The sequence below is a fragment of the Lysobacter sp. SCRH-1R genome (assembly GCF_057747855.1).
This window is the reverse complement of record NZ_CM173227.1, coordinates 3,218,009-3,230,407: the sequence shown is the minus strand read 5'-3', so window position 1 is coordinate 3,230,407 and position 12,399 is coordinate 3,218,009. Positions and strand designations below refer to the sequence as shown.

Genomic DNA, 12,399 nt, shown 5'->3' with positions numbered 1-12,399 from the left:
AGTGAAATAGACGTTAACGACCGGTTATCGGTTCGTGACGACCCATGCTGCGCTGCGGTATGGGCCCTCCAGAGGTGCCGGCGCTGCTTCGACGCGGCATTCGCGGGAGCAAAAAAAAAGGCGGCCCCCGGAGGGGCCGCCCGCAAATCGCAGCGCGATGGATCAGAAGCGCTGCTGGTACTTCAGGTACACGAAGCGACCGATGTCGAAACCGCCGTAGTACGAGTAGCCCGAGTTCGGCTGGCTGTACATCGGGGCCGAGTAGTGCTCGAACACGTTGTTCGCACCGATGGCGACGGTGGCGTTCCACGGGGCGTTCCAGCGGACCTGGACGTCGTGGAACGTGTTCGAACCGACTTCGTTCATCGGCACGGTCTCGCCCTGGAACTCCGGAGCGGTGTAGTCCGGCAGCGAGCAGCGCTCGTCGAAGAAGCATTCCTCACGCAGGCCCGAGTAGTAGCGCACGCCCCAGGTCGCGCCCCACGGACCGTTGTCCCAGTTGAGGCTGGCGTTCGAACGCAGGCGGAAGTTCGCACCGAAGTTCGTCGTGCCGTTGAGCTGCAGCGGCGGGGTGTCCAGGTTGTCCTGCTTCAGCTCGTTCTTGCTGACGTAGGTGTTGAGCCAGGACAGGCCGAAGCGGCCCCAGTCGGTCTGCAGGGTGTAGGTCAGGTCGAAGTCGAAGCCTTCGGTTTCCTGGTAACCCGCGTTGCGACCGCCGAACGACAGGGCGATCACGTCGCCGGTGACCGGATCACGCGTGAACGTGTTCGGCCCCGCGCAACGCGATTCGATGCCGCGCAGGTAGCAGTCGTCGAGCATCGAGGACGGATCGTCGGCGACGATCGTGTTCTCGATCTTGATGGTCCACCAGTCCAGCGACAGGTTCAGGCCTTCGGCAAAGGTCGGGCTCCACACCAGGCCGAGCGTCTTGGACTCCGAGGTTTCCGGGGTCAGCTCCGGATTCGAACCCGACAGGAACGGGATCGGCGTCTGCGTACCCGGTCCCGGGGCGAGCTGGCCCGCCTGGGCCTTCTGGCGGAAGCCGGCCGGCACGTCGGCCGCGCAACGGGCGTTGCCGGCGGCGTTGCCGAACAGCGTGTCGCAGGGGTCGGTGTAGAACTCGAAGCTCTGCGAGACACCGCCGAACAGGTCGGCCACGGTGGGGGCGCGGAAGCCCTCGGCCCAGGTGCCGCGCACCAGCAGCTGCTCGAGCGGCTTCCACTTGAAGCCGAACTTGCTGTTGGTGGTGTCGCCGAAAGTGTCGTAGTCCGAATAGCGCGTCGCCAGGTTGAAGCTCAGTTCCTGGGCGAAGGGCATGTCGGCCAGCAGCGGGATGCTCAACTCGCCGTAGATTTCATCCAGCGAGTAGCCGCCACCGGTCGGGCCCGCGGCCAGGTCGGTGGAGATGCCGGTCTGCGCCAGTGCGTCGGGCGAGAAGAAGCCGTCTTCCTTGCGATGCTCCACGCCCACCGCCACGCCCAGGTCGCCACCCGGCAGGGTGAAGAGCGAGCCGGAGATGTTGGCGTAGTACACCTTGGTCTCGGTTTCCGACAGCGCCTGGCCCGGCAGGTACAGGAAGGCCTGCACGTTGGGATCGCCCAGGCCGTTCGGCGCGGCGTAGCCTTCCGGCACCAGCGGATTCCACGGCGTGCACGCGCCCGGACCGAAGCCCAGCGGAATCGGCGCGTCCGGCGTACCGCACTGCACGACGCCCTGGTCGTTGAGGAACGACGGGCCCGTGGCCAGGGCCACGGCCGCGGTGTTCAGGTTGCCGGTGCTGATCTGCACGCCCTTGTTCTGGTTGTACAGGTAGCCCGCATCCCAATCCCAGAAGCGGTTGTCGCCCAGCTCGAAGGAGCCGTTGAACGCGCCGCTGAAGCGCCAGGTGGTGAGGCTGTTGCGGACCTCACGCGGCACTTCCCAGCCACGACGGATGAAGTCGATCGACTGCGCGGGAACGCCATCGGGCAGCGCGCCGGTGGCCTGGTTGCCCAGCGGGTTGAAGTAGCTGTTGATGTCCAGGCCGCCGGAGAGGAAGTCCGGGCCCACCGCCGCAGTCCGTTCGAACGCGGCGCTCTGGAACGGATAGCCGGCGTTCTGCGCGAACGAGTCGCGATCCGTGTACAGCACGTCCGTTTCGAACGAGATGTTGTCGGTAATGTTGAAGATGCCGTTCAAGAACGCCGACTTGCGCTCGACGCCGCTGTACACCGTCGAAGCGCGGTTCGGGTTCGAGTTGTCGGTTGCCGCGCTGAAATCGCGGTAGCTGGCGAAATCGCGCGGATCCAGGCCAGGCGTGCCGCGGTTGAGCGTCAGCGGGCCGGAGAAGACCGGGTTGTCGTCCTCATCCAGTTCGCCGGTCCAGTAGGTGAAACGGCCGTACTGGCTGATGCCCGACGTGCCACCCGGACGCGGCGCGCTCTTCTCGCCGGTCGGGAAGCGATCGCGCGAGAACCAGCGGTCGCGCGCCCACACCGGATCTTCCTTCGAGTACTCGACACCGGCGGTGACCGAACCGCGGTCGCCGGTGAAGCCAAGCAGGAAGTCGTAGACCTGGCGAGTGCCGTCGCCCTGGCCGTACTGGCCGTAGTAGGCGTTGGCTTCGGCGCCTTCGAAGTTCTTGCGCGTGATGATGTTCACCACGCCGGCGATGGCGTCGGAGCCGTAGATCGTCGAGGCGCCGTCCTTCAGCACTTCGATGCGCTCGACCATCGAGGCCGGGATGGACGCGATGTCCTGCAGGCCGTCGTTGGTGATGCCAAGGCGCTTGCCGTTGACGAGGATCAGCGTGCGGTTCGGACCCAGGTTGCGCAGGTCGATGTACTGGCCGCCGACCGCTTCGCCCGAGGACAGCGGCGAGGTACGGCTGATGGCCGGCGAACCGACGGCGGTGATGTTCTGCAGGATGTCGGCGACGGACGAGAAGCCCTGCTTCTCGATGTCGTCGCGGCTGATCTGCAGCACCGGTGCGGCGGTTTCGATGTCGACCTGGCGGATGCGCGAGCCGGTCACCTCGATGCGATCGAGGGTGGTGGCACCCTGGTCGCCCGTCGTTTCCTGGGCGACGGCGGCGCCGATGCCCGCAAGTGCGGTGGTGCTCACGGCGAGCGCGAAGGTGATCGCGTCGCGGAGCGGGGTGGTCTTCAAGGTCATCTCTCTCTCCAAGAAACTGAAAGTCGGTACTTACCCATGGGACTCAACCGGAGGCGACAAGAAGGACGCCAAAAACGGCAAGGCCGGGTCCGATCCTAACCACAGTTTCACGAGAGTAAAAGTGTCGTTAACGTGCCGTTCCAGGCACGTGAAAACCATGCGCGGGCGTATCTGCCCACGGGTGGGAGAATCACGAAGATGAACGGGTGTTCAGGCAGGGGCGCCGACACGGCCCCTGGAGAAGCAGGTCAGAGATCCTGCTCGTAGCGGACGTAGGGCACGGTGCCTTCGTCCTTCTCGCCGTTTTCCGGGGCGAACGGGTTCTTGCCGCGGGTCACGACGTTTTCCGCGCCGACCGTGAGCTGGCCGCTCCACGGCGTACGCCAGGTCAGGCCGACGCCCAGGCCTTCCCACTGCCCGGGCGCGCCGGGGGTGTCGACCACGCGGCCGACGATGTTCGCACTGAAGTTGCCCAGGCCTGCACCGACGGTGAGGCTGCGGGTGTTCCAGCGGTCGGCCAGTGCGGGCATTTCGCCGGCCGGAATCAGCTTGGCGCGCGCCCAGGTGCCGCCGATGGAAACGGTGGCCTCGCGGCCGATGTTCTTCTGGCCGTAGACGGTGAGCGTGTTCTGGTCGACCTTGCTGAACTTCGCGTTCGGGCTGAGCCAGGCTGGCAGGGTGTCGCGACCGGTGCCCAGCGCGAGGCCGACCTTGCCGCCGGGGCGGCTCAGGCTGGCACCGATCGTGCCCTGGCGCGCGGCGGACGGCTCATCGTCGTCCAGCGTCGCCAGCATGCAGTGGTTGGCGAGGTTCCCGATGGCGCCGGCCAGGCCGGTCTTGCGATCGCAGACCAGCCCGAGCGTGTCGCCGGCTTCCAGGCCGAAGGCCGCATCCAGCGTGTTGCTGCCCACGCGCCAGCGGGCGCCGGCGACCGGCGTGCCGGTGGGCTCGAGCTGGAGCAGGTATTCGAGCTTGCCGCTGGTCTGGTTCCAGACCGGGAGGTAGGTGGTTTCCGCCGTCGCCCTGGACTGCGCGTGCACGCCCGCCGCCACGCCGAGGGCGAGCATCAGGGTCAACGGCAGTCGAAGCAGGCGCGTGTTCATGGTCTTGATACGACCGGCCAAACCGGGCGGAGTTCCCCTCTCCTGAGGACCGCGACTATAGACTGTTTATGTTTATTTAACAATTCCCCGGGGCGCTCCGGCAGGTCATTGCACCCGGTCGGGTGCCGCCATTTCCGTCGTCGCCACGGTGAACAAGCTAGCGATTTCCTCTGCGTCGAAACGGTAACTCTGTCCGCAAAACTCGCAACGGATCAGGGCGACGCCACCGGCCGCCTCGGCGGCGGCCCGGGCTTCGACCTCGCCGAGGGAGACGAGCATCGACTCCACCCGTTCCCGCGAGCAGGAACAGGCGAAGCGAAGCGGCTTGCGCCCCAGCACCTGCACCCCGTCCTCGTGGAACAGCCGGGTGAGCAGGTCTTCCGCCGACCATTCCAGCAGTTCGCGTGTGGTGAGCGTGTCGAATAGCGCGCCCACGCGCGACCACCCGTCGTCGTCGCCATGGTCGCCCGGCAGTTTCTGCAGCATCAGGCCGGCGGCCTGCCGTTCGTCGGCCACCAGCAGCAGCCTCGTGGGGAGCTGCTCGGACTGGCGGAAGTAATCCTCGAACGCGCCGGCGAGCGAATCGGACTCCAGCGCGACCAGGCCCTGGTAGCGCATGGGTTCGCGACCGTCGAGCGAGGGGTTCTCGATGGTGATGGCCAGCAGCGCACCCTCGCCGAGATCGCGCAGGTCGCGCGAAACGGCACCGGCGTCCTCGTCGATCTGCGCGATGCCGCGCAGCGTGCCGGCCGCGGTGCATTCGGCGAACAGCGTGCGCAGCGCGCCGTGGCCGCGCAGCTGTACCGACAGGCGGCCGTCGACCTTGGCATGGCCGGTGAACAGCGCGGCGGCGGCGAGCGCTTCGCCCAGCAGTTCGGCGGCAGCCGGCGGATACCCGGCGCGCTCGCGCACCTGCGTCCAGGTGTCGGCCAGGTGCACGCGCACCCCGCGCACGCCGGCGGTTTCGATGAGGAAGCGGGTCAACTGGTCGCGGTCGCCAACGGGCGCGGTGTCGGTCTGGGTCATGCGGAACTCGTGCGGTTGGCGCGCGTCGTTGGAATAATGCGCGCGGTCATGTGAAGAGGCATGGAAACCACCATGGGGATTGGGCACCGCTCGTGCAAGCCTTGAACGCCGCCGCTCCACCCGTGCAGGCGCCCCCGCGCCGTCGTCGCCGCTGGCTTCGCTGGCTGGTCGCGCTGCCGCTCGCCGCGCTGCTCCTCAGCGTGATCCAGGTGGCGACGCTGCGCTTCGTGGACCCGCCCTTCAGCGCCTTCATGGTGTCGCGCCAGCTGGAAGCGTGGGGCGAGGGCGACATGTCGTTCCGCATCGCCCACGAGTGGCGCGACCTGGACGACATCTCGCCGTACCTGCCGCTGGCGGTCATCGCCTCGGAAGACCAGAACTTCGCCGAACACTTCGGCTTCGACCTCAAGGCCATCGAACGCGCGCGCAAGAACAACGAGCGTGGCCGCAAGGTGCGTGGCGGCAGCACCATCAGCCAGCAGACGGCGAAGAACCTGTTCCTGTGGAGCGGGCGCAGTTGGGTTCGCAAGGGCATCGAGGCCTGGTACACGCTGCTGATCGAGGCGATGTGGCCGAAGCGGCGCATCGTGGAGATGTACGTGAACATCGCCGAGTTCGGCGACGGCGTGTACGGCGCGCAGGCCGCCGCACGCACCTTCTTCGGGAAGGACGCCAGCGGGCTGTCCGCCGCGCAGGCCGCGCGCATGGCCGCGGTGCTGCCGAGCCCGCGCCGCTACAGCATCGCCAGCCCCGGGCCGTACGTGCAGCGTCGTTCGCAGGCGATCCAGCGGCAGATGCGGTACATGGGCGGCACCCAGTACCTGCAGCGCATCGAATGACGCCGCGTAGGGCTACCATCGCGCCATGGACCAAGAACGCCTGACCATCGTCGTCGCGGCCTTCAACGAGGCCGACAGCCTGCCGGCGCTCCAGCCGCGCATCGCGGCGGTGCTCGACGCGCTGGCGCGCGATGGCGTCGAAGGCCAGGTGCTGTACGTCGACGACGGCAGCCGCGACGCGACCTGGCAGGTGATGCAGCAGCTCGCCGCGGGCGACCGGCGCGTCGCGCTGCTGCGCCTTTCGCGCAACTTCGGCAAGGAGCTCGCGCTGACCGCGGGCCTGGACCGCATCGACGAAGGCGCGGCGCTGATCCTCGACGCGGACGGACAGGATCCGCCGGAGCTGATCCCGCAGTTCGTCGACCGGTGGCGCGAAGGCTACGACGACGTGCACGGCACGCGCCTGGAACGCGAAGGCGAAGGCTGGCTCAAGCGCGCGACGGCCCACGCGTTCTATCGCGTGATCGGCATGCTTTCGAAAACGCCTATCCCTGCCGACACCGGCGACTTCCGCCTGCTCTCGCCGCGCGCGCTGCATGCATTGCAGCAGCTGCGCGAACGGCATCGCTTCATGAAGGGCCTGTTCGGCTGGGTCGGTTACAACCGCATCGCGATTCCCTATCACCGCGATCCGCGCGCCGCGGGCCGCAGCAAGTTCAATTTCTGGCGATTGTGGAACCTCGCGCTGGAAGGCATCACGAGTTTCTCGACCGCACCGCTGCGACTGGCGACCTACCTGGGCCTGCTGACCGCGCTGGTGGCCTTCCTCTACGGTGTGGTGATCATCGTGAAGGCGCTGTTCTGGGGCGATCCGGTGGCGGGCTGGCCAACGATGATGTCGGTGATCCTGTTCCTCGGCGGCGTGCAGCTGATCGCGCTGGGCGTGATCGGCGAATACCTCGGCCGCCTGTACGACGAAGCCAAGCAGCGCCCGCTCTACCTCGTCGACAGCTGGCAGCCCGCGCGTCCGGCGCGCAGCGCGCATGCGCTGGACGAAGGCGATCGCGTGCAGCGCCTGCGCGGTTCGGCGGTGGACTGAGCGTCCCGATCATCATCACATGGCGTCCCTTCGCGCCTTCGCGTGCGTTGACGGGACGCTGGAGTATGCTCGGCCCAAGCCCCCGGCGAAGGAGACGGCCATGCGCACCGTGCGGCAACTGCTCGAAGCCAAAGCGCCCGAAGTGTTCGCGATCGGCCCCGACGCGCCGGTCATCGATGCGATCCGGCTCATGGCCGAGAAGCGCATCGGCGCGGTGCTGGTGATCGATGGCGGGCGACTGGTCGGCATCCTGTCCGAACGCGACTACGCACGGAAGATCGTGCTGCAGGGCCGCTCCTCCGCCGACACGCCGGTGCGCACGATCATGACCAGCGAGGTCATCAGCATCGGCCTGGACGACACCACCGACCACTGCATGCAGATCGTCACCGATCGCCGCATCCGCCATCTTCCCGTCGTGCACAACGGCCAGGTGCTGGGCGTGGTGTCGATCGGCGATCTGGTGAAGGCGGTCATCGAGGACCAGCAACTCGAACTGGACCAGTTGCAGCGGTACATCGCCAGCTGACCAGGAACGGGATGGCGGAACGAGAAACGCGTAGTTCGTTCCTCACGTCCCGTTCCTGATCACTTCGCGTACTTCCCCCCGCACCCCGAATCCTCGCCCGGCCCCAGCTCCAGCGTCGCCAGCAGCGCCGCGGGCGGCGTGATCGTGCCGAGGGTCAGCGCGATCGCACCGCGCAGGCCCACGCGCGCGAGATCCGGATGCAGCCCCGGCTTCTTGAACGTGCCGTCCACCTTCAGCGGCGTGCGGAAGGCGAGCAGGCTGCGGTCCTTCGGGCGCGGGCGGATGGTGAGGTCGAGCGTCTCCTCGCGCAGGTTCACCGTGCCCGAGCCGACGAGGATCGTGTCGGTCGTATCGAACGCGAGCGAACGCGTGGTCATCAGCCCGTTCTCCACGCCGAAGTCGGCGAACGCGCAGCGCACCGGGATCTGCTTGTCGCCGCCGAGCTTGAACTTGATGATCTCGGCCAGGTCTATCCCCGCCAGTTCCATCAGCAGGTTGCTGATGCGGCCCGCGCCCATGCCGACGGCGATGTCGCCGTCGCTGCTGCCGAGCATCGCCGCGATCGAATTGCCGGTGCCCTCGATGCCGACCTGCCCGCTGATCTTGCCGATCGCGTTCTGCGCGAGTCCGACCTTCGGCAGCAGCTTGCCGAGGTTGAGTCCGGCGAGGTTCGCGTCGGCGCGCGTGCGGATGGTGTCGGTGCGCGCGTCCATGCGGATGCGCGAGCGGATGTCGCCGTCGGCCACGCCGAAGTTGAGCGGATCGAGCCTGAGCAGACCGCCTTCCAGCAGCAGGTGCGCGTCCATGTCGTCCAGCGGCAGGGCCGGCGCGTTGATGCGCATCGCGCGCAGGCGCACGTCGGCATCCATCGCGCGCAGCTTGGTCAGGTCGTACGGCGTCTGCGGGAGGACGCGCGCGCTGGCGTCCTTCTTGGCGGCGTCCTGCGCCTGTTCGGCGTTCGCCGTCTCGCCGCTGCCGGTCTGTGGGGTGCCGCCGACGAAGCCGGCGAGATCGTCGAAATCGAGCCGGCGGGAGGTGAGATCGGCGCGCAGGTACGGGCGCTGGCCGGACGTGTCCACGCTTGCGTCGCCATGCATGTCGCTGTCGCCGATGCGGCCGTCGAATCCGCGGTAATGCCAGACCTCGCCTTCGCGGCTGAAGCGGCCATCGAGCGAGTAGGGCGGCGTGTGCGGGATCGCCAAGCCGAGCAGCGGATACAGGTCGCCGAGATCGCGACCAGAGAGTTTCATCTGCAGGTCGAAACCGCGCAGGCGCAGCGGATCGAGCAGCGTGCCGCGCGCATGCGCGTGCGTCGCGCCGGCGGACGCGCGCACGTCGATGCGATACGGCGCATCGCGATCGCGCAGTTGCAGCGGCGAGGCCGCGCTGCCCTGCAGAACGAAACGGTTGTTCTCCCACAACCCGCCGCCGATCACCGAAACCGGCGCGCCGGCATCGCGCGAATGCGAGCGTTGGCTGCTCACGCCGACGCGGATGTCGGTGCGCTTGGGCGCGTCGAGGAACTGCAGGAAGCCGCGCTGGATGTCGACGCGCCGGAACTGCACCGTGCTTTCGCCGCCTTTCTCGCCGAACACCCAGTTGCCGTCGCCGCCCTTCGGATTGGTTTCCAGCAGCAGGCGCGGGTTCTCCAGCCGGATCAGCGGCAGCAGTACCTGCCGGCGCAGCAGCGGCCACAGTGCGATGCCGATTTCGGCGCGATCGGCCGAGGCCATCACCGGCGCGCGCGACCACGGTGCGTTGCCGAAGGTGACCTTCTCGCCGGACACCACCGGCGTCCAGCCCAGGTCGACATCGAGGTTGCCGCCGATGCGGAACTCGCGGCCGGTGCGCGCCTGCACCTGGCGTTCGACCGGCCCCTTGAACCAGTTCCAGTCCCAGATCGCGATGAGGATGGCGATGAGCGCGGCGACGATCGCGACCGCCGTCATCACCGGATGGCGATGCGGCCAGGCGCGTGCGCTCGCGCCCGCTTCGTGTTCCGTCGTTCGCGACCCGCGCCAGCGCATGCCGTCATGCGCGCGCGCGGCGGCGCGTGCGAAGAAGCGGAGCGAAGTTGGAGCGCGAAGCGGTCACCGCGAGGATCCGAAAGGGACCGGACCCACCTTCGGGGGCGCGCAGTCAAGCGAAAGTGAATGCGTTGTGCGCAGTTCAGGTCGGAAGCAGGCTGCCCGGCGTGACCACCTGCGCCATCACGGCGACGTAATGGCAGACGCTGCCGGCGACCACGAACAGGTGCCAGATCGCGTGCGAGTAGGGCAGCGAGGGCCGGTGGTAGAACACCGTTCCCAGCGTGTAGAACACGCCGCCGCCGAACAGCCAGCCGATCGTCCACGCGTCCAGCGCGCCCAGCAGCGGCTCGATGGCCACGATCACCAGCCAGCCCATCGCGATGTAGATCGCGGTGGACAGCAGCTTGAAGCGCCCCGTGAAGAACAGCTTGAACACGACGCCGGCCACGGCGAGCGTCCAGATCGCGGCGAACAGCCCCCAGCCCCACGGCCCGCGCAGACCGATCAGCGTGAAGGGCGTGTAGGTGCCGGCGATCAGCAGGTAGATCGCGCAGTGGTCGAACACCTTCAACCGCGCTTTGGCGACCGGATGCTGGATCGCGTGGTACAGCGTGGAGGCCAGGTAGAGCAGCAGCAGGCAGATGCCGAACACGATCGCGCCGGCGAGCTGCCAGCCATCGCCGAACAGCGCGGCGAGCGTGATCAGCACGGCGCCGCCAGCGAGCGCGGCGGTCGCGCCCAGGCCGTGGGTCAGCGCGTTGAAGAACTCCTCGCGGACCGAATGGACTTCGCCCGTCGCGGAAGGCCGCGCGGGCGCCATGGGCTTGGGGCCGTCGTGGACGGATCGGGCGGGGGACATGATGCGAGCATCCTAGCGCAGGCTGGAGTAAATGCTCTGACATGGGTCAAGCAGAGCGCGAGCCTGTGACGCGGGCCGCAGGACGCGCCGCCGCGCACGCCCCGCGCGTTCGCCGCGCCAGCCTCTATGATGCGGCCAGAGCCGAGCCCAGGGGTCCCATGATCATCTCGCACCAGCACCGTTTCGTTTTCGCCGCCATCCCGAAGACCGGCACGCATTCGGTGCGGCAGGCGCTGCGCGAGCACCTCAGCGAGGACGACCTCGAACAGGTCGGCCTGTTCGTGAACAAGCGCTTCCCGTTCGAGGAACTCGCCGCGATCAAGCATGGGCACATTTCGCTGCAGCAGATCCGACCGTTCCTGGGCGAGGCCGCCTTCGCCACGTACTTCAAGTTCGCCTTCGTGCGAAATCCCTTCGACCGTTTCATCTCGTACTGCGCGTTCATGACGCGCGCGGACGGCGCGTTCCTGAAGAATCCCGGGCAGGTGATGCGTTACATCCTCGACGATGCGCGCGCGAGGCAGCACGTGCTGTTCCAGCCGCAGCACACGTTCGTGACCGACGCGGACGGCACGCTGCTGGCCGATTACGTCGGTCGCGTGGAAGAAATGCAGGGTTCGTACGAGGCCATCTGCGAACGCCTGAACCTGCCCGCCGCAACGCTGGGCCAGGTCAACAGTTCGCGGCGCGGCAGTTATCGCGACTATTACGACGACGCACTGCGCGACAGCGTGGCCGCGCTGTACCGTCGCGATCTGGAACTGTTCGGATACGGGTTCTGACCATGACGTCGTCCGTATTCACGCCCGCCGACATCCAGCCGAACCCGCGCAAGACGACGTCGGTGCGTCGCCTCGGCCACGTCGACGTCGCGCGCCTGCGCGAGGCCGTGCTGGCGATTCCCGAAGCGACGTGGGACGCCGAGAACGCCGACAAGCCGAACCGCTTCGAGGCGCTCGATCGGACGCGCCACATCGTGTTCCGCTTCGTCAGCGACTTCCAGGATTGGCGCAAGCATTACGAGCGCCCGCTGTGGGCGTCATGGCGCCCGCTGATCGAGCCGGTGCTGACGCAGGCGGTCGCGCCATACGGTTATGCGAACGGGGAATTCCCGCGCGTGATGCTCGCGCGCATGGCGCCGGGCGGCGTGATCAAGCCGCATCGCGATGCAAACCCGGCGGCGAAGTGGCCGCACAAGATCCACGTGCCGTTGCTGACCAGCGACCGCGTGGTGTTCTACATCGATGGCGTCGGGTATCACTTCGTCGAAGGCGAAGCGGTCGAGGTCAGCAACATGGCCGTGCACGCCGTGGAGAACAACGGCGACACCGATCGCATCCACCTGATCTTCGAGTATTTCGACGCGGACCAGCCGGTGCCGCCGTGGGTGGGGAAGTTGCCGGCGCGGAAATAGGCGCTTGTAGCTCTTGTAGCCCGGGTAAGCGAAGCGCACCCGGGTCGGGCGTCACAGCCCCCGGGTGCGCTTCGCTTACCCGGGCTGCAAATGCCCGCTTGCCCGGCGAACCGCTATCGCTGGAAGTACAGGATCCCCAGCAACACCATCTGCGCGAAGACGATCGCGATCATCATCCGCCGGAACGACACCTTCGCCGTCTTGTGCCGGAACAACCCCATCGCCAGCAGTGCCCCCGGCGAGCCGCCCAGCAGCGCGAGCGCGAGCAGCGTGCGTTCCGGCACGCGCCGGCGGTGGCCGCCGGCGATCGCCTTGTCGTAGCCGTACACGAGCGCGGTGGCGAGGTTGAACGCCAGCCACCACGTCAGCCACATCGACATCAGCGCGCCTTCGTCAACGCGGCGTCG

At 67.7% G+C, this 12,399-nt stretch carries 11 protein-coding genes; 5 read left to right on the top strand and 6 right to left on the bottom strand.

Going from position 1 to position 12,399, the window contains the following annotated elements:
• Nucleotides 1–162: 162 nt before the first annotated feature.
• The 3 genes from AC3ANK_RS14830 to hslO all read right to left on the bottom strand — a co-directional run bounded on the left by AC3ANK_RS14830 (nt 163) and on the right by hslO (nt 5,282).
• Nucleotides 163–3,153, bottom strand: a complete 2,991-nt coding sequence (locus AC3ANK_RS14830) for a TonB-dependent receptor plug domain-containing protein (RefSeq protein ID WP_206861489.1) — start codon at nt 3,151–3,153, stop codon at nt 163–165.
• 248 nt (nt 3,154–3,401) lie between these two features.
• A complete protein-coding gene (locus AC3ANK_RS14825) occupies nt 3,402–4,220 on the bottom strand; it encodes an XOO1806 family protein (RefSeq protein WP_206861663.1) in 819 nt (272 codons plus the stop codon).
• 141 nt (nt 4,221–4,361) lie between these two features.
• A complete protein-coding gene (gene hslO, locus AC3ANK_RS14820; RefSeq protein ID WP_206861488.1) occupies nt 4,362–5,282 on the bottom strand; it encodes an Hsp33 family molecular chaperone HslO in 921 nt (306 codons plus the stop codon).
• 101 nt (nt 5,283–5,383) lie between these two features.
• Here hslO and mtgA point away from each other — a divergent pair, with 101 nt between their 5' ends.
• From mtgA to AC3ANK_RS14805, 3 genes are all read left to right on the top strand, one after another.
• Nucleotides 5,384–6,121 (top strand): monofunctional biosynthetic peptidoglycan transglycosylase, encoded by a 738-nt coding sequence (gene mtgA / locus AC3ANK_RS14815; RefSeq protein ID WP_206861487.1) that lies wholly within the window; start codon nt 5,384–5,386, stop codon nt 6,119–6,121.
• A gap of 25 nt (nt 6,122–6,146) precedes the next feature.
• Nucleotides 6,147–7,160 (top strand): glycosyltransferase family 2 protein, encoded by a 1,014-nt coding sequence (locus AC3ANK_RS14810; protein WP_206861486.1) that lies wholly within the window; start codon nt 6,147–6,149, stop codon nt 7,158–7,160.
• Between the two features lie 100 nt (nt 7,161–7,260).
• Complete coding sequence (locus AC3ANK_RS14805; protein ID WP_206861485.1) at nt 7,261–7,689, top strand: CBS domain-containing protein; 429 nt, start codon at nt 7,261–7,263, stop codon at nt 7,687–7,689.
• A gap of 59 nt (nt 7,690–7,748) precedes the next feature.
• Here AC3ANK_RS14805 and AC3ANK_RS14800 read toward each other — a convergent pair whose 3' ends face one another.
• Both AC3ANK_RS14800 and trhA read right to left on the bottom strand, forming a co-directional pair.
• The gene (locus tag AC3ANK_RS14800) at nt 7,749–9,716 is read right to left on the bottom strand and encodes an AsmA family protein (RefSeq protein ID WP_484171511.1); all 1,968 of its coding nucleotides are present in this window, start codon (nt 9,714–9,716) and stop codon (nt 7,749–7,751) included.
• A 142-nt stretch (nt 9,717–9,858) separates the two neighbouring features.
• Nucleotides 9,859–10,539: a PAQR family membrane homeostasis protein TrhA gene (gene trhA / locus AC3ANK_RS14795; protein ID WP_206861662.1), complete on the bottom strand. Its 681-nt coding sequence runs from the start codon at nt 10,537–10,539 to the stop codon at nt 9,859–9,861.
• A 197-nt stretch (nt 10,540–10,736) separates the two neighbouring features.
• Between trhA and AC3ANK_RS14790 the strand changes: the two genes are divergently transcribed.
• The gene (locus tag AC3ANK_RS14790) at nt 10,737–11,360 is read left to right on the top strand and encodes a sulfotransferase family 2 domain-containing protein (protein ID WP_206861483.1); all 624 of its coding nucleotides are present in this window, start codon (nt 10,737–10,739) and stop codon (nt 11,358–11,360) included.
• A 2-nt stretch (nt 11,361–11,362) separates the two neighbouring features.
• Nucleotides 11,363–11,992: an aspartyl/asparaginyl beta-hydroxylase domain-containing protein gene (locus AC3ANK_RS14785; protein ID WP_206861482.1), complete on the top strand. Its 630-nt coding sequence runs from the start codon at nt 11,363–11,365 to the stop codon at nt 11,990–11,992.
• A 113-nt stretch (nt 11,993–12,105) separates the two neighbouring features.
• On the opposite strand, the gene AC3ANK_RS14780 is transcribed toward AC3ANK_RS14785, so the two are convergent.
• Nucleotides 12,106–12,372, bottom strand: coding sequence for a DUF1294 domain-containing protein (locus AC3ANK_RS14780; protein WP_206861481.1), 267 nt, complete (start codon nt 12,370–12,372; stop codon nt 12,106–12,108).
• Nucleotides 12,373–12,399: the final 27 nt, after the last annotated feature.